Source organism: Arthrobacter sp. ERGS1:01 (assembly GCF_001281315.1).
In the GTDB taxonomy this organism is placed as follows: Bacteria; Actinomycetota; Actinomycetes; order Actinomycetales; family Micrococcaceae; genus Specibacter.
Window position 1 is genome coordinate 460,980 of record NZ_CP012477.1, and the last position, 19,550, is coordinate 480,529.

At 64.9% G+C, this 19,550-nt stretch carries 13 protein-coding genes; 8 read left to right on the forward strand and 5 right to left on the reverse strand.

The window, feature by feature from the left end; all coding sequences use genetic code 11:
- Positions 1 to 9 precede the first annotated feature (9 nt).
- The gene (locus AL755_RS02165) at positions 10 to 822 is read right to left on the reverse strand and encodes a DNA-formamidopyrimidine glycosylase family protein (protein WP_054009518.1); all 813 of its coding nucleotides are present in this window, start codon (positions 820 to 822) and stop codon (positions 10 to 12) included.
- Entirely contained in the window at positions 815 to 5,677 is a 4,863-nt protein-coding gene (locus AL755_RS02170) for a DNA glycosylase AlkZ-like family protein (RefSeq protein WP_054009747.1), read from the reverse strand. The genes AL755_RS02165 and AL755_RS02170 overlap by 8 nt, the downstream gene beginning before the upstream one ends.
- Before the next feature lie 229 nt (positions 5,678 to 5,906).
- Here AL755_RS02170 and AL755_RS02175 point away from each other — a divergent pair, with 229 nt between their 5' ends.
- Entirely contained in the window at positions 5,907 to 6,476 is a 570-nt protein-coding gene (locus AL755_RS02175) for a hypothetical protein (protein WP_192841597.1), read from the forward strand.
- 101 nt (positions 6,477 to 6,577) lie between these two features.
- On the opposite strand, the gene AL755_RS02180 is transcribed toward AL755_RS02175, so the two are convergent.
- Complete coding sequence (locus AL755_RS02180; protein WP_054009520.1) at positions 6,578 to 7,846, reverse strand: helix-turn-helix transcriptional regulator; 1,269 nt, start codon at positions 7,844 to 7,846, stop codon at positions 6,578 to 6,580.
- 209 nt (positions 7,847 to 8,055) lie between these two features.
- Between AL755_RS02180 and hxlB the strand changes: the two genes are divergently transcribed.
- The 5 genes from hxlB to AL755_RS02205 all read left to right on the forward strand — a co-directional run bounded on the left by hxlB (position 8,056) and on the right by AL755_RS02205 (position 12,316).
- Positions 8,056 to 8,655 carry a 6-phospho-3-hexuloisomerase gene (hxlB, locus tag AL755_RS02185; RefSeq protein ID WP_054009521.1) on the forward strand — a complete coding sequence of 200 codons (600 nt, stop codon included), beginning with the start codon at positions 8,056 to 8,058 and terminating at the stop codon, positions 8,653 to 8,655.
- A 73-nt stretch (positions 8,656 to 8,728) separates the two neighbouring features.
- Positions 8,729 to 9,352, forward strand: coding sequence for a 3-hexulose-6-phosphate synthase (gene hxlA / locus AL755_RS02190; protein ID WP_054009748.1), 624 nt, complete (start codon positions 8,729 to 8,731; stop codon positions 9,350 to 9,352).
- 112 nt (positions 9,353 to 9,464) lie between these two features.
- Positions 9,465 to 9,728, forward strand: a complete 264-nt coding sequence (locus tag AL755_RS02195) for a hypothetical protein (RefSeq protein ID WP_150116979.1) — start codon at positions 9,465 to 9,467, stop codon at positions 9,726 to 9,728.
- 9 nt (positions 9,729 to 9,737) lie between these two features.
- Positions 9,738 to 11,312 (forward strand): glucose-6-phosphate dehydrogenase, encoded by a 1,575-nt coding sequence (gene zwf, locus AL755_RS02200; RefSeq protein ID WP_054009523.1) that lies wholly within the window; start codon positions 9,738 to 9,740, stop codon positions 11,310 to 11,312.
- Positions 11,309 to 12,316: a glucose-6-phosphate dehydrogenase assembly protein OpcA gene (locus AL755_RS02205; protein WP_054009524.1), complete on the forward strand. Its 1,008-nt coding sequence runs from the start codon at positions 11,309 to 11,311 to the stop codon at positions 12,314 to 12,316. The genes zwf and AL755_RS02205 overlap by 4 nt, the downstream gene beginning before the upstream one ends.
- 70 nt (positions 12,317 to 12,386) lie before the next feature.
- On the opposite strand, the gene AL755_RS02210 is transcribed toward AL755_RS02205, so the two are convergent.
- Positions 12,387 to 13,064: an IclR family transcriptional regulator gene (locus AL755_RS02210; RefSeq protein ID WP_237762414.1), complete on the reverse strand. Its 678-nt coding sequence runs from the start codon at positions 13,062 to 13,064 to the stop codon at positions 12,387 to 12,389.
- A 61-nt stretch (positions 13,065 to 13,125) separates the two neighbouring features.
- The gene (locus tag AL755_RS02215; protein WP_192841598.1) at positions 13,126 to 14,598 is read right to left on the reverse strand and encodes an APC family permease; all 1,473 of its coding nucleotides are present in this window, start codon (positions 14,596 to 14,598) and stop codon (positions 13,126 to 13,128) included.
- Positions 14,599 to 15,843: 1,245 nt separating this feature from the next.
- Here AL755_RS02215 and AL755_RS02220 point away from each other — a divergent pair.
- Positions 15,844 to 17,790 (forward strand): primary-amine oxidase, encoded by a 1,947-nt coding sequence (locus AL755_RS02220; protein WP_054009526.1) that lies wholly within the window; start codon positions 15,844 to 15,846, stop codon positions 17,788 to 17,790.
- Entirely contained in the window at positions 17,787 to 19,466 is a 1,680-nt protein-coding gene (locus tag AL755_RS02225; protein ID WP_082368813.1) for an APC family permease, read from the forward strand. The genes AL755_RS02220 and AL755_RS02225 overlap by 4 nt, the downstream gene beginning before the upstream one ends.
- Positions 19,467 to 19,550 lie beyond the last annotated feature (84 nt).

Consider the following 19,550-nt stretch of genomic DNA (forward strand, 5'->3'; position numbering starts at 1 on the left):
CGGGGCCGGCTACGGACTCGGCTGGCAGCGCGGGCACCAATAAATGTCCCGCGGAGCGTGCGTTGGCGCGGCGGGTTCGGCCATTTTCGCGTGCCGGATCAGCGTGCCGCACCGCTTGCACGGCCTGCCCGCGAGCCCGTAAACCCACACGGCCGCATCTCCCCGTGCCGGCCCGCCCGTGGTGGAACGCGCGGACCTGTCCTTGTTCGCCTCCAGCAGGCGCTTGGCCAGTCCGATAATCCGGGGCAGGCCGGGCACGGAACCGACGGGCGTCGCGGGGTGCACGCCGCCCAGGAAGCACAGTTCGTTGCGGTAGATATTGCCGATCCCCGCGAGGTTCCGCTGGTCCAACAGGGCCAGCCCCAGGGGGCGGGCGGGATCGGCGAGCAGCCTTTCCGTGGCCATCGCGGCATCCCAGCCAGGTCCCAGGAGGTCCGGGCCCAGATGCCCGACGGCGGTGCCAAGGTCTGCTTCCCGCAACACTTCCAGCAGGCCCAGGGCGAACCCCACGGCGGCCACCCGGTCCGTGCCCAGCACCGCCCTGGCGGTGTGGGCCGGCCGCCGCCAGCGCGGAGCCGTGCCGTTGGCGGCCAGGGGATAGACGTCCCAGCGGCCTTCCATCGACAGGTGCGAGTGGATGACGTGGCCGTCCACATGCATCAGCAGGTGCTTGCCCCGGCTTTCGACGGATTCCATCACCTGGCCCGTGAAGTCCACCGTGGCGAAGGCGGGAACCCGGAAATCGCAGCTCGTCAGGACGGATCCTGCCAGCGCGTCGTTGAGCTCGCGGGCCGCCCGCCAGACGGTGTCCCCCTCAGGCACGGACCCGCACCCCTCGCGGCGTGCTGTAGGCGCCGGCCGCCAGGAGGGCCGCGGCGAGCGGGGTGTCCAGGATGTCGGCGCCGTTGACCTTCTCCATGGCCAGCTTGTCGATGCCGCCGCGGCGCACCACCGCCACGAGTGCGGCGGCCGCGAGGGCAACGGCGGCATCGTCCTCGCTAAAGCACAGCAGAGTGCGCCCGCCCCGCTCCACGTACAGGACCAGGGCGCCGTCGACCATGACCACCAGGGCACCGGCCTTGCGCCCGGGCCGATGCCCGGAATCCAGGGCCGGCCAGCCCAGCGCCGCCCCATAGGGGTTGGCGGGGTCCGTGGCGGCCAGTGCCAAGGCCTGCGGCGGGCGAGGATTGGCGGCGGCGTCCTCGCTGAAGGTGCGCAGCCTGTCCACCGTGGCGGGAACGGCAAATTGGGCGGCACCCAGGTGCTCAATGAAGTACCCGCGCCGGCATTTGCCGGTCTCCTCCAGCCGGGCCAGCACCTTGTACATGAGCCCGAACCCGCCCGGGATGCCGGCGTTCATGACTGAGCCGCGCGTCACCACGCCGAAGCGGTCGAGGAACAGCTCGGCCAGGGCATGGCTGCGCAGGGTCACGGCGCCTTCGGCGAGGGTATCGGCCTCGGGCAGCGCGCTCCACCGCCCGGCACCCATGGGGGGTGCTCCGCGTTGGGCGGCTGACGCCCGCCCCGGCAACCTGCCGTAACGCCCGGAGCGGGCCGGGCGCAGCCGCGACGGCGCCGGTTTTTGCTTGTGGGCGGAGTGCCCGCCGGACAGCAGGGCCCGCACCGGGGCAAAGGTGTCATTGCTGATCCGCCCACCCCAGAGCAGTTCCCACAGCGCCGCCGTCAACTCGTCGTCGGAGGGCACCAGGTCCGGGCCGTCCGCGACCATTTCGCGCAATTGGTGGAAGAAGTACGCGCCTCCGCCGGCCAGCGCGGCAAGGACCTGCCGGGCCAGCGCCGTCGGTTCAAAGTCCGCGGGCGGGTTCAGCGTCAGCTCCGCCGACTCGGCCACGTGCAGGCTCAGCCAGCCGTCGGTGCCGCCCAGCGCGCCGGCACCGGAGACGATCACCTCGCCGGTGGCCGTGAGTTCATCGAGCATGGCGGGGGAGTAGTCCGCCACTCGCTGCGCCAGCACCAGCGGCTCCCAGGCAGACGCCGGAATCGGCACGCCCGCCAGCTGGTCCACCACCGTCAACAATCCGTCGAGCCCCCGCAAGGCGGGTGTGCCGGAGGCCGCACCCACGTGCTGCCAGGCCGGCAGGAACCGCCCAAACGTGGTGGCATCCACGGGCTCCACCTCGGCGCGCAGCACGGCCAGCGAGCGGCGGCGCAGCCTGCGCAGCACCTCGACGTCGCACCACTCGGGCACCCCGGCATGTGGCGAAGCCTGGGATGAGGCCGGCAGGAATTCGCCCTCGGAAACTCGTTTGTCCGCGACGAGCCGTGCCAGCCCGGACTGTACGACGGCGACGCCAAGTCCCAGCCGTGCCGCGGCTTCCGCGGCGGTAAAGGGACCGTGGGTGCGGGCATAGCGGCCCAGCAGATCGCCCAGGGGGTCGGCCACCGGTTCGATGAAGGCCAGCGGAACGCCCATGGGCAGCGGGATGCCCAGCGCGTCGCGCAGCCGGGCCGCATCCTCAACGGCCGCATAACGCTGCCCGCCCGCCATGTTGACGCGCAGGGCCCTGTTGGCGGCCACCAGTTCCTCGAGATGGGCGGCGGCAGCCAAGTGCCCGGCGTCGTCCGGGGTGACGGGCGGGGAATTGTCCCCGTCCTCGTCCGCTGTGGCAGACGGCTCGGGGACCAGGCGTGCGGCAACCTCGGCAACGCTCAGCGGGCCCAGCAGGCGCAGGAGATCGGCCACGCCCTCCATGCCGCGGGCGCGCCGGTCCGGTGCCAGCCGCTGGAGCTCGGCCTCGGTGGTGGCGATGACGTTGGGGTCCAGGAGTTCGCGCAGCTCCGCGCGGCCCAGCAGCTCATCGAGCAGCGCCGGGTCCAGGGACAGGGCGGCCGCGCGGCGTTCGGCCAGCGGGGAATCGCCCTCGTACAGGAAGCTCGCCACGTAGCCAAAGAGCAGCGAGCGGGCAAAGGGCGACGGCTGTTGGGTGGTGGTCTCCACGATCCGCAGCTCGCGCCGCTCGATGCCGGCCGCTATGTCCTTCAGGGCGGGCAGGTCATAGACGTCCTGCAGGCACTCGCGCACGGTTTCGAGGACAATCGGGAACTGCGGGTACTTGCGGGCCACGTCCAGGAGTTGGGCGGATCGTTGGCGCTGCTGCCAGAGCGGGGAGCGTTTGGCCGGGTTCTGCCGGGGGAGCAGCAGCGCCCGGGCGGCGCATTCGCGGAAGCGGCTGGCGAAGAGCGCCGATCCGCCCACCTCGGCGGTGACAATCCCGTCCAGTTCGTCCGGGTCAAAGAGGAACAGTTCGGCGCCGGGCGGTTCGTCATCCATCATGGGAACGCGCAGCACAATGCCGTCGTCGGAGGCCATGGCAGAGCCGTCCAGACCGTAGCGTTCGTGCAGGCGGGCCGCCACGGCCAGCGCCCAGGGTGCGTGGACGGGCATGCCGAAGGGGCTGTGCAGCACCACCCGCCAGTCGCCCAATTCGTCGTGGAAGCGCTCCACCATGAGCGTCTTGTCGTCGGGCACCTGGGATGTGGCGGCCTTTTGTTCGTCCAGGTAGCCAAGCAGGTTGTTGGCAGCCCAGGTGTCCAAACCGGTGGCCGTGCAGCGGGCTAGGGCCTCCTCCCTCGGCGCGGCGCTGACCTCGCGGATGAACGCGCCCAGTGCGCGCCCCAAATCCACCGGCCGGCCCAGGGAATCGCCCTTCCAAAACGGCAGCTTGCCGGACTGGCCGAACGCGGGGGTCACGAGCACCCTGTCAAAGGTGATGTCCTCGATTTTCCAGCTCGTGGCTCCCAGGGCAAAGACGTCGCCCACCCGGGATTCGTAGACCATTTCCTCGTCGAGCTCGCCCACGCGCCGCCCGCCCTTGTTGGCCCCGGCGTCGTCGGATGGGCCCACGCCGGCGAGGGACCCGGAGCGAGCTTGCGAGCCCTGGGAGCCGGTGGGGACGATGTAGACCCCAAAGAGCCCGCGGTCGGGGATGGTGCCGCCGGAGGTCACGGCCAGGCGTTGGGCGCCGGGGCGGCCCGTGATGGTGCCGCCCACCCGGTCCCAGATGATCCGCGGGCGCAGCTCGGCAAACTCGTCCGAGGGGTAGCGCCCGGCCAGCAGGTCCAGCGTGGCGTCGTAGGCGGAGCGGGGCAGCGCGGCAAACGGGGCGCTGCGCCGGACCGTGTCAAACCATTCGTCGACGTCGATGGACCCCAGCGCGGTGGCAGCCACGGTTTGCTGGGCCAGGATGTCCAGCGGGTTGGCGGGCACAAACAGCGGTTCGATGCGTCCGGCCAGCATGCGCTCCACCGTCACAGCCGAATGCAGCAGATCGGCCCGGTGCTTGGGGAACAGCACGCCCTGGGAGATCTCTCCCACCTGGTGCCCGGCCCGGCCCACGCGCTGCAGGCCGCTGGCCACCGACGGCGGGGACTCCACCTGGATCACCAGGTCCACGGCACCCATGTCGATGCCCAGTTCCAGGCTGGAGGTGGCAACCACGCACCGCAGCCGTCCGGACTTCAGGTCGTCCTCGATGAGGGCCCGCTGTTCCTTGGACACGGAGCCGTGGTGGGCCTTGGCCAGCACATTGGGCGCCCCGGCCGTCGTGCCGGCCTGCGCCATCATCTCGGCGGGCATCCCCACCCGCTCCCCAGCCTCGCGACCCCGGCCGGGGCCCCTCGCGGGCGTGGCCCCGTCCGGGAACACCACAGTCCGCCACGGATCCGCAGCGGTGGGGGCGTCGTCGGCGCCCGGCTCAACGGCCGCGGCCTCAACGGCCGCGGCCTCAAGGGCCGCCAGCTCGAGGCGCTCCACATAGATCTCGTTCAGCCGCCCCGTGAGGCGCTCGGCCAGGCGCCGGGAATTGGCGAAGACGATGGTGGACTTGTTGGCCAGCACTGCGTCAACGATCTTCTCCTCCACGTGCGGCCAGATCGAGGCATTGGGCGCCAGCCCGGACGCCGGTCCCACGTCGTGGGCCTGGGCCAGGGCCGGCAGCGCCGTCATGTCCTCCACCGGGACGGTGACGGTCAGGTTCCAGTTCTTGGTGCTGGCCGGTGCCACGATGGTGACGGGAGCGCTGCCGCCCAGGAACCGGGCCACGGTGGACCGCGGTTCCACCGTGGCGGACAATCCGATCCGCTGCGCGGGCCGCTCCAGCAACGCGTCAAGTCGTTCCAGGGATACGGCCAGGTGGGCTCCGCGCTTGGTTCCGGCCACGGCATGGACCTCGTCGACGATCACCGTGTGCACCCCGGCCAGGGTTTCCCGCGCCTTGGACGTGAGCATCAGGAACAAGGATTCGGGCGTGGTGATGAGGATGTCCGGCGGGTGGCTGAGCAGGCGCCGGCGCTCATTGGCCGGGGTGTCGCCCGAACGCACGCCAACGCTGATGGCCGGCACCTGCTGCCCCAGCCGCACGGCGGTTTGCGTGATGCCGATCAGCGGCGCGCGCAGATTGCGTTCGACGTCGACGCCCAGGGCTTTCAGCGGTGAAATGTACAGCACGCCGGTGCCGCGCGTGGCGCCTGCCTGTGCGGAGGCCAGCCCGTCAAGGGCCCAGAGGAAGGCGGCGAGGGTCTTCCCGGAGCCCGTGGGCGCCACCACGAGGGAGTGGCTGCCCTGGGCGATTGCGTCCCACGCACCCGATTGGGCGGGGGTGGGGGAGCCGAACGCGCCCAAAAACCATTCACGGGTGGGGGCCGCGAACTGGTCCATGGCGTCGCCGGGCAAAATTGCGTTCACCGCTCCATCATCCCCCACGGCTCCGACATTGATGCGAGAGGATAACGATTCGGCCGGGAGGTCCCGGCGTCGGCGAAAACTGTCGGAGGGGCGCTGTAATCTAGCGGTAAGGGGTGGCAATGGTTGCCGTTGCTGTTCCACACGGGTTCTTCGTGTCCGGCCGGCGTCCCCGGCGAAAAATGGGCAAGGAAGGGCAAGCGCGGTGAAGTCACGGCATGTGGGGAACAACTGGGTCCCGCTCGTTTGCTTGTCGCTGCTCTTTTTGTTCTCCGGCGCCCTCAGCATGATGGTCCAGCGGGGCAATGGCGCCATTCCCGGATTCTTCGCCCTGGGCACCCTGGTTGCCGGCATTGTCAGTGCCGGCTGGCTGTGGCGGCACCCGTCCTGGTGGCTGGCCGAACGCAAAAACTATTTGTACCTTGCCGGCGGAACCGTGGCCGGCGTGCTGCTGACCGCCCTGATCCCCTTCCTCAACGGTTGCGGCCCCTGGGTGGTGTTGGGCGCCGCCGTGATCACCTACGGCGTCTTTGAACGCCTTCGCCTGCTGGTGACCGTGGGCGGGGCGGTGGCCTTTGCCGGATTCCTGGCCCTGGTGATCCGGGCGGACGTGTGGGGCGGGGCGCTGCACCTGATCTGCGCCGTGATCCTGGCGTTTGGCGCCAACCGGCTCTATGTCCTCCGCCACGGGCGCCCCCGCGAAGTCCAGGACAGCGACCCGTCCTTCATCGGCTCGTTTGAGGAATTCGAGGACGACGGCCGCGTGGGTTTCTAGGCAAAGGCTTCCAGATCTAAAAACGGCAAGGGCCGGCGCCCGCCACCCAGGTGGCGGGCGCCGGCCCGTTAATGCAAGTTGCTGCAGGAATCCCTACGAAGTCACCGCAGGCCGTGGCTGTGCGCCAGGGCGATGGCCTCGGTGCGCGATCCGACGTCGAGCTTCTTGAACAGGTTCCGCACGTGGAACTTCACGGTGTTCTCGCTGATGCCCAGCGTCACGGCGATGGTGCGGTTGCGTTGTCCGGCGGCCAGGTGCTGGAGCACTTCGAGCTCCCGGGCGGCAAGGTTCCAGCCCTCGACGTCCCCGGCCGGCTGCGACGGCGGGTCCAGGGGAAGGGTGACAAAAACGTCCGAACCCCAGCCCGGCATAACGTCGATCTGCAGGCGCCCGGTGAGCGCCTGGACCCGGCGGTCAAGGCGGCCGATGCTGGGCGCGTCGACGGCGAGCGAGCCGCCGCCGTCGTCGCGCACGTTGATCAGCAGGTTCTCGCCGTCGCAGTCCCACTGCGTCCGGATCCGGCTGACATCGTTTTGTTCCATCATGACCAGCACCAGCCCGCGGACGATCGCCCGTGCCGCATGGGCCACTTCGCCCGGCAAGTCCCGCCCCTTCAGTGGCGGCTTGATGAATTCGACCTCGATGCCGCTGAAGCTCGTGAGCGGCCGCAGGTCCTCCCGCAGGCGTTCGAACGCCGTGGCGACGGGCTCCTTCACCAGGTCCGTGGTGCGGTCACTGAGCGTGCGCAGCCCCACGAGCGCCTTGGCGGTGAGGTCGGTGACGGTGGTTCGCGCCACTGCATTGTCCATGGAGGACGAGCGCAGGGCGGCCAGCAGGGTCTCCAGCGTGGTGGAGTGCAGATCGGTCAGCTCGGCCGTCACGCGCACGCGTTCGGCCGAGGCCGCCCGCGATTCCAACAGGTACGACGGCGGCGCATCGGCCACCTTTTCCTGGATCCGCCGGGCCGTGATGCGCCACAGGTAGGCCACCAAGTCCATGCCGGCGTCGTTCCCAGGATCGACCGGCCGGGGATCCGTGAGGACCAGGAGGGCGCGGCTGGACGGGTGCTTCAGGGCGAGCACCGGGCGGATCCGCCCGGCGAGCTCGGCTTCCCCGAACCAGGGGCCATTGTCCGGCAGGGTGCCGCGAACCGTGTCAAGTTCCGCGATGGAGACCCGGGAAATGATCTCCTCGTCCCCAGCCTTTTTCTGCGGCCGTCCCGTGCAGTCCTCGGTGAAGATGACCAGTGCGCTGCTTCCCATGGCCGGCGACATCGCTTCGCGCAACCGGTCGGCTATCTGGGTCAAGGGGGCGTCGGCCAAGGCTTCCACGGCCTGCAAGAGCGGCCACTGCAGTTCTGACAAGGACATCGTTGTTCCTTAGATAGGGCTCGTAGGGGCTGTGTTTTGGGTCAGCCTGTGGGTGTGGTGCGGGTCTCCAATCCTAAAGTGTAGTCAGAACTGTCAGAAAACAGTGTTACTCCTATCCGTTTGTTTCGACAGGATGGTTATCAGTTAGCAGGTATCCATTCGGTTCCCGGTTGTCGGGGGTGGTGGATCGATCAGGAAGGGATGTAGTTGTGAGTTCTGTAGCAGTGGCACCGCGTTCGGTGCATAGTAGCGCTGATGATATTGTCCGTAATCTTTCCCTGGTTCGTGATGAGATCGCGGACACGGCGGCGAAGATCGATGAGCATGAGGTGGCGGGCCTGGCCGGTCATTTGAGCCAGAACGGGCGGGTCTTTATCGCCGGTGCGGGCCGGAGTGGTTTGGTGTTGCGGATGGCCGGGATGCGGTTGATGCATCTGGGGTTGACGGTCCATATTGTCGGGGATACCACGACGCCGGCCATCAGTGCCGGGGACCTTCTTCTGGTGGCGTCGGGGTCCGGGACCACGGCCGGGGTCGTGAAGGCGGCGCAGACCGCGGCGAAGGCCGGGGCCCGGATCGCGGCCTATACGACGAATCCGGTCTCCCCGCTGGCCGAGCTGGCTGATGCGTTGGTGATCATTCCGGCGGCGCAGAAGACCGATCACGGCTCGAACCTTTCCCGCCAGTACTCCGGTTCCTTGTTTGAGCAGGTGTTGTTCCTGGCGACCGAGGCGGTGTTCCAGTCGTTGTGGGACAACACGGACGTGCCGGCCGAGGAGCTTTGGCTCCGCCACGCCAACCTCGAATAACCCCCAGACTTACCCCCTAGTTTTCCACCCTGTTTTTTTACCCATGTAGTTCCCTAGAGAAAGAAGCATGATCATGAAACTCCAAGTAGCGATGGACCTGTTGACGGTCGAAGATGCCCTCGAGTTGGCGAACCAGGTTGCCGAGTACGTGGACATTATTGAATTGGGTACTCCCTTGATCAAGGCTGCCGGGTTGGCCGCGGTGACCGCGGTGAAGAACGCGCACCCGGATAAGATCGTTTTCGCCGATATGAAGACCATGGATGCGGGCGAGTTGGAGGCCGATATCGCGTTCAAGGCCGGCGCCGATCTGATGACGGTCCTGGGTACTGCCGATGATTCCACGATTGCCGGGGCGGTCAAGGCTGCCAAGGCCCATAACAAGGGCGTCGTGGTGGATTTGATTGGTGTGGCCGATAAGGTCACCCGGGCCAAGGAAGTTCGTGCCCTGGGGGCGAAGTTCGTCGAGATGCATGCCGGCCTGGACGAGCAGGCCAAGCCCGGCTTCGATCTGCGCGGGCTGCTGACCGCGGGCGAAGAGGCCCGTGTTCCGTTCTCCGTCGCCGGTGGCGTGAACCTGAGCACCATCGAAGCCGTTCAGCGCGCTGGTGCCGACGTCGCCGTCGCCGGTGGCTTCATCTACAGCGCCCAGGACCCGGCCCTGGCCGCCAAGCAGCTCCGCGCCGCCATCATCTAACCCCCACCAAGGGTGGCGCCCCACACCAAAACAGTGGGGCGCCACCCTCGGGCCGGCTCCTGGGGGAGCCGGCCCGAGGGGCATCCCCATCCCTGGAAGGAAGCCGTTCATCATGCGTAGTCAAGGCACCGAGCATTTGGAAGTCGTCGTGACCAAACCTGGTCAACTGCACGAGTTGCTCGACAATGCGGAGGCCGTGCTCCGGAAGGTGGCAATAGCCCAACGGTCCGCCGGCATCCTGGTGACCCGTCATGATCCGCTCCGCTACACGCTTGCCCTCTGCGACGCGGTCCCCTTCGGCGAGACCTGGGAGCAGACACTGTCGCGGCCGTTGGTCAACGGTCGCACCGCCGGGCCGTCACCGGTCGAAAATTAGAAGGCCACAATGTCCGTACATTTCATCGATTCGTGCGTGACGTCCGGAAGTACCGTCACCTCCGGGCGCAACCCGCTCCGGGACAGCCGGGACCGCAGGCTGTCCCAGGTGGCGGGCCCGTCGTCGCTGGTCCTCTTCGGGATCACCGGCGACCTCGCCCGCAAGAAACTCATGCCCGCCGTGTACGACCTCGTCAATCGGGGGCTGCTGCCGCCCAGCTTTGCCGTGGTGGGCTTCGCCCGGGCCAACCGGGAGAATGAAGATTTCATCGCCGAAATCAAGGAAGCTGTCCAGGCCTATTGCCGGACCCCCTTTGATGAAGCGGTGTGGAACCAGCTTGCCGAGGGCCTCAGTTTTGTCCGGGGCGAGTTCGACGACGACGATGCCTTCGTCCGGCTTGCCGCCATGCTGGCCGAGCTCGATGAGCAGCGGGGCACGCAGGGTAACCATGCGTTCTACCTCTCGATCCCGCCGAAGGCCTTTGAACTGGTCTGCCGCCAACTGTCCAAGCACGGCCTGGCCCAGGCCGAGGGTGAGAAGTGGCGCCGGGTGGTGATCGAGAAGCCGTTCGGGCACAACCTCGAATCGGCCCGGACGTTGAACAGCATCGTCGAATCGGTGTTCCCGCCCGACGCCGTGTTCCGGATCGACCACTACCTGGGCAAGGAAACGGTCCAGAACATCCTGGCGCTGCGCTTCGCGAACCAGTTCTTTGAACCGCTCTGGAACGCGAACTATGTGGACCATGTGCAGATCACGATGGCCGAGGACATTGGCACCGGTGGTCGGGCCGGTTACTACGACGGTGTGGGCGCGGCCCGTGACGTCATCCAAAACCATCTCCTGCAGTTGTTGGCCCTGACGGCCATGGAGGAGCCCATCTCCTTCAACGCCGAGGACCTGCGTGCGGAGAAGGAAAAAGTCCTCGCCGCCGTGAAACTGCCGGCGGATTTGTCCACGCATTCGGCGCGCGGCCAGTTTGCCGGCGGCTGGCAGGGCGGCGAGCAGGTCCTCGGTTACCTGCAGGAGGAGGGCATTCCGGCCGATTCGACCACGGAGACCTTTGCCGCGATCCGCCTGGACATCAACACCCGCCGCTGGTCCGGGGTCCCGTTCTACCTGCGGGCCGGCAAGCGGCTGGGCCGGCGGGTCACCGAGATCGCGGTCGTGTTCAAACGGGCACCCAATCTGTTGTTCACCGACCATGCGGAGGATGACTTCGGTCAGAATGCCGTGGTGATCCGGGTCCAGCCCGATGAGGGTGTGACGATCCGTTTTGGGTCCAAGGTGCCGGGCACGCAGATGGAAGTCCGCGATGTCACAATGGACTTTGGCTACGGGCACGCGTTCACCGAATCGAGCCCGGAAGCCTACGAACGCCTCATCCTGGATGTGCTGCTCGGCGAACCGCCGTTGTTCCCGCGCCACCAGGAAGTGGAACTGTCCTGGAAGATCCTGGACCCGTTTGAGAAGTTTTGGGCTGCCGAGAACGTGCAGCCCGAAAGTTATGAACCCGGCAGCTGGGGGCCGGCGTCAGCGGATGAACTGCTGGCCCGGGATGGAAGAACCTGGAGAAGGCCATGATTGTTGATTTGTCAGCGACTACCACGTCGAAGATTGCCAAGAAGATCACCTCCCTGCGGGAACAGGGCGGCGTGAATGCCCTGGGCCGGGTCATGACCCTTGTGGTCATCACCAAGAACGGGCTCGAGGAGGAAGCCATCGAGGCGGCCAACCTAGCCAGCCGCGAACACCCCTGCCGCATCATCGTCGTCACGGATGCCGGTGCCGATGCGCCCACCCGGTTGGATGCCCAGATCCGGGTCGGTGGTGACGCCGGCGCCTCCGAGATGATCGTGCTGCGTGGCTACGGGGAACTGGCCGGCGCCAGCGAGTCACTCATCGCGGGGTTGTTGCTCCCGGACGCCCCGATCGTGGCGTGGTGGCCGCACGGCGCCCCGGCCAATGCGGGGCAGATTTCCATTGGCAGGATCGCGCACCGGCGCATCACCGATGCGGCCAACGAGGCGGACCCGCAACAAGCCCTGGCCGCACTCCGGCGCAGTTACACTGCCGGGGACACGGATCTGGCCTGGACCCGGCTGACGAACTGGCGGATCCAACTCGCCTCGATCCTGGACCAGCTCGACGCCTCACCCATCACCGCTGTCACGGTTGAAGGTGCCCCCGATTCACCCAGCACCACCTTGCTGGCAGCCTGGCTGCACCGGGCCCTGGGTGCTCCCGTGACCATCCTCAAGCAGCCGGCCGGCTCCGGGATTCGCGGGGTCCGGCTTTACCGGGCCGCGGGAGAGATCCGCCTGGCCCGGCACGGACACGGCGCCAACGGATTGACCGTGACCGAACTGACCCAGCCCGGACAACCCCTCCAACGAATCTCCCTGCCACCCCGGACCCTCCAGGACTGCCTGACAGAGGAACTGCGGCGCCTGGGCCCCGACGACGTCTTCGGTGAAACACTCCGCAGCCTTGAGCCGGGCCCGGCCCACCAACAAATCCGCTCCACCGTCACCAGGGGCGCCCAGACGAAACTCGCCCAGAATCGACTGGAACTGGTCCCCGCCTAAGGACCATGCATCAACAAGGGGTCCAACGGAGCGCTTCCGCGCTCCGTTGGACCCCTTTTGCCGTTTCCCGTCAGAACAGGAACGGTGCCAGTCGTGTCGAGAGTTCACGGGCCGATTCCGCATGCTCACTGATGGTGCTGAACCGGTCCGAGGGGCCGGAGAGGCAGATCGCTGCACCGATGGACCCATTGGGCATCCTCACGGGAAGCGCCAGGGTGGCGGAGCCTTGCTCCAACTCGTTGATCTCTGAGGCCTCGCCGTTGAACCGCACCGCCACGAGGGACTCCTCCAGCGCCCGCCTGTCCGTGATGGTGTGCTGTGTCAGCTTCATCAACGGCCCGCTCGGAAGAGGGGACGCCGAATCGCCAAGCGAGGCAAGCATCAGTTTCCCTGCGGCCGAGGCATGCGGATACCGGAGCATCTCAAAGGTTGATTGGAGCGGATAGTCCGGATCCTCGTCGCCGACCCGCAGGGAGGCGTTGCGGAACATGACCAGGTGCACGGCAAATCGTTTCCCGCTCCGGAACTTCTCCACTACCTGGCGGGCCGCCGTGGGAACTGTTGGCGGGGTGGCAGCCGTGATCAAGCCCGAAATGGCGTGGCCCAGCGCAAATCCGCGGAGGTCGGAGGTGCGGGCAAGGTATTCGTCGCCAACCAAGGCATTGAGCATCCGGTAGGCGGTCGCCGGGGGCATCTTCAGCGCATCGGTGATTTCCTTCGCCGTAGTCCCGGTCCCCAACTGGGCCACGATCTCCAAGATCCGCAGTGAGTTTGATGCCGTGCTGGGCCCGGACGTTCAGACCTGTAGCTCATTGGACGGGACCGCCACGAAACAGGTCCATTTCCCGGGTCTCGTCGTAGATGCCCACCGACGCCAGGCGCGCGGGCCGCCGGAGGCGCAGGAACAAGGCGTAGAGCACGCTGGCCAGGAGGACGCCACAATAGATAAAGGTCTGCGGGCGGCCATCGCCGATGGATAATGTGGCAGCTTTCCAAAGGACTGCGCCAAGGGCGAGGGAGGTTGCGGCCCCCAGAATCCAACTCGCGTAGGTATCCTCGCCAATCCGGCGCAGGAAGAAAGGCAGCGAAGCGCTGGCAAGGATATAGGCGCCCAGGTACCCATAGGCGCCCAAAGTGAAGAGCATGACGAGGCCCTGCTCGGCGCTGGCGCCGGAGACGATGACCACAACGGGAACCAAGGCGATCACCGGCATGACCACCATGATTGCCATCGAGGGGGTCTTGTAGGAGGGATGGGTGCGCCCGACCACCCGCGGTGCAACACCTTCCCTGCCCATGCAGAAAAATATCCGGGCAAGCGCATTGACGGAGGCGATTGCGCAGGCGAAGAACGATGCGGCGATACCCAGGTCAAGCACTGCGGCGAATACGGGGGAAGTCTGGGAAAACAGGTCGGACAACGGTGTGGAGCTGGACGTAATGCTTAACGGTGCATCGTGCAGGGCCACGTCCTGTGCCGTGACGGCAAGTAGGTACAGCACTCCGGTCACGATGGGGGTCCAGGTAATGGCCCGGGGGACGCTCACGAACGGTTTGTATGCCTCGCCTCCCAGCGTCGTCGGGCTTTCGAAACCGACAAATGCGCTTACGGCTACGACTATTCCGATCCACAACGAGTCGAAGTTTCCGTTCCAGGCAAACACGCTTGCGACACTCACCGTTGGTGTGTTGAAGGCGAAGTAGACAACCATGAGGATGGTCAGGACTGCGATGGAAATGGACTCCATCAACAACGTAAACCATGCCGATACCTGGATGCCGCGCACCATGAGGAAACAGGCGGCAGTCGCGGCAACCAGGACCACCAACACGGTGAAAATCTTTGGATTCGCCAACTGCACCCCGAGGTTGAAGAACAGTTGGGTGATGTAGGTGCCCACCACCAGCAGGCCGGCCATGGCCACGAGGCCGTAGCCAAAGATCGCCGACCAGCCCACGGTGATGGCCGTTCGCTGGCCCAGGCCCTTGGCCGTGTAGCTGTACAGGCCGCTGACGGCGGCCATGCGTTTTGCCATCGGCCTCAGGCACAGGGAAACCAGAATCATGATGGCCATGGTTGCGCCGAACGTCAGCACCAGGTTCGGTCCGGTGGAGCCAAAAATCAGGGCAGGGAAGATCAGCGCCGGAATCACCGACATGGCGCCGGCCGGTGCCACGGCGGCCACCGCTTGCGCAAAGACCGGCAGGAAGGAGAGCTTTCGGCGGCTTAGGCCCTCCACCGGGGAGCGGGCAGTGATGAAGCGGTCACCGTGAGTAGACACTGAGCATCGACTTTCCCTCCGACGGGCAGGCCCGCCTTGGCTATGGGACACAAGTCATCGACCCGAAGTCCAAAACATTAGCATTCCCGGATCGGCAATCACACCATGTGGCAGGTTTCTTAATGTTTCCAACATGTAAACTGCGTTGGGAAAATAGGTCAGAGAGTTTCTCACGTAAATATTCAATAAGGACTCGCCTCAAAGAAATTCTTGATGTAATCGCAATTCGCAAAAAAGGGTTATTCGACCTGTTTTAGTTCGGTCGGGTCCTTGGTGGAGCTCGACCGATCCGCCAAAAGTTGGGAATGCCGTCGTCGTCGGCGGGCCTGTCCATCCCTGGCTCCGGTTTCCCGCCAGTTGGCGGCGGAGAAGGCCGACACGGTTTGCGCCCACATGGGTAGCTCGCCGGGGTCCGACCCACCCGCCCAAGGGTCCGCTCGATCCCTGCAGCCATCCTCATTGGTCCTTTTGGGCCTGAATCTAGCGGGTTTCGGCCATTTGGCGGCCCAATCCTAAAGTGTAGTTAGAACCATCAAAAAACAGTGTTTCCCCCGCCCGCTTGTTTGGGGATCATGGATACCAACCGGAAAGCATCCGTCCGGCAGTTACGGGCCGACGGTCGAATCGAAGGGGATCAATCGTGAATCCAACAGCGAATGCACAAGTGGTGAAGCAATCATCACGGGCAGACACTGGGCAGCAACTTTCCCTCAGGAGGGCGGGGCCTCCTGGACCATGAGAGGCGCAAATCGCCGGCGTGCAAGTGCCGGCAATGACCGTCGCGGACATGATTTGGAATGTTTCCAACATGTTAACTGCAGTGGGAAAACGGGGATTCGAATTTCTCATGTAAATATTCAGCAAAGACTCGCCTAAATGAATTCACTGACGTACTTTTACTTACGTGAAAAGAGTCAAAGTGACTCACGTCACGCCAGTAGAGCTCAGAGTGGAGCTCGGCTGACCCTCTAGAAACAGAGAAAGTCGGGTTTGCAGGCGATACCTCCCGAATCCCAACCAGGATTTTGGAGAACGCGTGCAGCGCAGTCCTCAATGCATCAATGATGAACAGTTCTGACAATGACGAACAGTTCTGACGGTCCAAAGATCCTTAGCTATCCAGCGGCGCCGCAACGGCCACTACGGCCTGGCGGGCCGGATACCGGATCAAGTCCGGCTTTTGACTCACCTCAACTGCCAGGCGACACGGACACTCATCCTGAACAAAGAACCAAGGAGAAAACCATGACTATCAACACCGCAACCGAAGCTTCAGTAGGCGTTTCGCATCCTCTTGATCAGTTGTCTCGTGCGGAGATTTCCCGGGCTGTGTCGATTTTGAAGGATGGTCCGGCCGGGGCGGAGACGTTCCGTTATATCAGTGTTGAGATGCGTGAGCCGTCGAAGGAGGACTTGCGGAACGGGACGGTGACTGAGCGTGAGGCGGACGCGGTCCTTATTGATCGGGCGGACGGGCGTGCGTATGAGGCGATCGTGAATCTTGATGCGGGGCTCGTGACCCGGTGGACGCAGTTGGCGGCCGGCATTCAGCCGCCCTTCATGCTGGATGAGTTTGCCGAGTGTGAGGAGAACTGTAAGAAGGACCCGCGCGTGGTCGAAGCCCTGAACGCTAGGGGTTTGACGGATCTGGATTTGGTGTGTTTCGAGCCGTGGTCGGTGGGTTGGTTCGGTGAGGATGCCGAGGGTCGGCGGCTGATGCGGGCCCTGGTGTTCGTCCGGCAGGATCCCGACGATAGCCCGTACGCGCACCCGATCGAGAACCTGGTGGTCATTTATGATCTGAGTTCGGGCACGGTGGCCCGGATCGAGGACAACGAGGTCATCCCGATCCCGGCAGCCTCCGGTAACTACCTGCCCAAGTATGTGGGCCCGGCCCGGACGGATCTGAAGCCGCTCTCGATCACCCAGCCCGAGGGTGCCTCCTTCACCGTCACCGGCAACCACGTGACCTGGGCTGATTGGTCCTTCCGGGTCGGGTTCACCCCGCGTGAGGGCCTGGTGCTGCATCAGTTGCGGTTCCGGAACAAGGACACCGAACGTCCCGTGATCAACCGTGCCTCGCTGGCGGAGATGGTGGTCCCCTATGGTGACCCGGCCCCGGTGCAGGCGAAGAAGAACGCCTTTGATTCCGGGGAGTACAACATCGGTAACATGGCCAACTCCCTCAAGCTCGGTTGTGACTGCCTGGGTGAGATCCAGTACTTCGACGGGATCACCACCGATAGCCACGGCAACCCGATGACGATCAAGAACGCGATCTGCATGCACGAAGAAGACGACAGCATCTTGTGGAAGCACTTCGATTTCCGGGAGGGCACCGCCGAGGTTCGACGCAACCGTAAACTCGTCATCTCCTTCATCGCCACGGTCGCGAACTACGAGTACGCGTTCTACTGGCACCTGTTCCTCGATGGCAGCATCGAGTTCCTCGTCAAGGCCACCGGTATCCTTTCCACCGCCGCCCAGCACCCGGACCAGAAGACCCCGTATGGTCAGGCGTTGAACAACGACGGCCTCTACGCCCCCATCCACCAGCACCTCTTCAACGTGCGGATGGACTTTGAACTGGACGGGCTGCGGAACTCCGTCTACGAAGTCGACACCGAAATCCCGGAAGACAACCCGACGCTGACGGCGTTCCGGGCCGTGGACCGGCTCCTGGAAACCGAACAACAAGCGATCCGTAAGGCCGACGTCGCCAAGCACCGCTTCTGGAAGGTCGTCAACCACGAGAGCAAGAACCTCGTCAACGAGCCCGTCGCGTACCGGTTGATCCCGACCAACGCGATCACCCTCGCCGCGGACGAACGCTCCCACGTGAGCCAGCGTGCCCAGTTCGCCCGCAACAACCTCTGGGTCACCCCCTACAACCGCGACGAACGCTTCCCGGCCGGGGAATACCCGAACCAGTCCACCGGCGGCGACGGCCTGCCCGAATGGACCAAAAACGACCGGAACATCGTCGATGAAGACCTCGTGGTCTGGTACACCTTCGGCATGCACCACGTCGTACGCCTCGAAGACTGGCCCGTCATGCCCCGCCAGAACATCGGATTCATGCTCGAACCCCACGGCTTCTTCGACCAAAACCCCGCACTGAACCTGCCCGACCTCACCCAGGCCGCCACAACAACCAATGAAAGCACCTGCTGCAGCGGACACGAACAATGAGCCGTAAAGGCATCGTGGGGAATGCGAAACACACGGCAAGTTCCGGGGCTGCCAAGCCCCGTACCCAACCGGGTAGTTTGAAGCCCAACAGCCTGGGGCTGTGGGATGTGGTTTTCATGGCCGTCGCGACGTCCGCGCCGATCACGGTCATGAGCGGCAATGTCCCGTTTTCGGTCGGTTACGGCGTGGGAACGGGAACTCCGGCAACATACATTTGGGCGACGGTGATCCTGTCGATCTTTGCGATCGCCTACGTCACCATGGCCCGTTATGTGACATCGACGGCCGCGTTCTACGGTTTTATCTCCCGCGGTTTGGGACGCGTGTTCGGCCTGGGGACCGGTTATATGGTCACCTTTGGCTACATTGTTTTTGAAGCCAGCATCATCGGCATCTTCTCCTACTTCGGGGAGCTGGCCTTCAAGGAACAATTGGGACTGAACGTCTCATGGATTGTTTTCGCGGTGGGCGGTCTCCTGCTTATCGGGCTGCTGACCTACTTTGAAATCAGTCTGGCCGCGAAGATCCTGGCCGTATTGCTGGCCACCGAGATCGCGATTCTGGCAGTCATGGCCTTCGGCGTCCTCTTCCATGGAGGCGGACCCGACGGACTGATGCCGGAGACGCTGAACCCGGTCAATGCATTCAAACCCAATGGGTTGCTGGTGGCTTCGGCCGGCCTGGCCATGTTCATCGCTTTCTGGTCCTGGACCGGATTCGAATCGACGGTCATGTATGGCGAGGAATCCAAGAATCCGAAGAAGATCATCCCGATCGCCACCATGATCGCGGTGACCGGCGTGGGCGTCTTCTACACCTTCGTCTCCTGGATGTCGGTTGCCGGTAATGGTGCCAAGGGTGCAATTGCCTTGGCACAGAGCGCCAATCCGCTGGACATGTTCTTCCACCCCACGGACGTCTTTGTCGGCCACGGGTGGGTCCTGGTCATGCAGTGGCTGATGATGAGTGGATCCTTCGCCTGTGCGATGGCTTTCCACAACGCCGCATCACGGTACATGTACGCGCTGGGAAGGGAAGGAATCCTGCCCGGTGTGCTTGGCAAGACCCACAAGAAGCACGGGTCTCCGTTCATCGCATCGTACGTTCAGACAACTGTCGCCATCGGCTGGGTCGTCGGGTTCTGGCTCCTGCACAAGGATCCGTACCTGGATGTCTTCGTCCTCCTGGCAGTGCTCGGGACGTTCTCGCTCCTGATTGTCCAGACCATCACGATGGCCGCGGTATTCAACTACTTCCGTCATCACCATCCGGAAGAGAATGTGTGGCGCACCAAGGTCGCCCCCATACTCGGCGGGGTGGGGATGTTGGGAGTGGTGATCCTGATGGCCATGAACCTGGATACGGCGGCAGGGCCGGCAGCATCGTCCCTGCTCTTCAAGCTCATCCCGTACATCGCGGCAGCACTCTTCCTCACCGGCGCCGGCCAGGCGCTCTACCTGAAGAAGACCAACCCGCTCAAGTACGAGACCATCGGCCACGTGGTCCTCGCCGAGGACTCCCACGGCCTGGTCCTGAGCGAGGAAGATCCGGAGCCGGTACCCGCGATCGACTTCGCCCTCATCAGGGACCTGGAGCTTGAACCCAAGAGCGATCTCGATCTCGAACTTGAACTCGAGCTCACCTTGGAAGACGAACGCGAGCTGGATAAGGACTAGCTCCAAACAGATGGTCCCCGGTGCGGTTGGCAGCCGCACCGGGGAACAGCTGTACCCACCCCGAACCTTTAGTGAGAGTGTGAA

Coding starts and splice junctions, on each gene's coding strand:
- AL755_RS02170 (WP_054009747.1), bottom strand. CDS start 5,677: ATGGACCAGTTCGCGGCCCCCACCCGTGAATGGTTTTTGGGCGCGTTC.
- AL755_RS02180 (WP_054009520.1), bottom strand. CDS start 7,846: ATGTCCTTGTCAGAACTGCAGTGGCCGCTCTTGCAGGCCGTGGAAGCC.
- hxlA (WP_054009748.1), top strand. CDS start 8,729: ATGAAACTCCAAGTAGCGATGGACCTGTTGACGGTCGAAGATGCCCTC.
- AL755_RS02195 (WP_150116979.1), top strand. CDS start 9,465: ATGCGTAGTCAAGGCACCGAGCATTTGGAAGTCGTCGTGACCAAACCT.
- zwf (WP_054009523.1), top strand. CDS start 9,738: ATGTCCGTACATTTCATCGATTCGTGCGTGACGTCCGGAAGTACCGTC.
- AL755_RS02205 (WP_054009524.1), top strand. CDS start 11,309: ATGATTGTTGATTTGTCAGCGACTACCACGTCGAAGATTGCCAAGAAG.
- AL755_RS02220 (WP_054009526.1), top strand. CDS start 15,844: ATGACTATCAACACCGCAACCGAAGCTTCAGTAGGCGTTTCGCATCCT.
- AL755_RS02225 (WP_082368813.1), top strand. CDS start 17,787: ATGAGCCGTAAAGGCATCGTGGGGAATGCGAAACACACGGCAAGTTCC.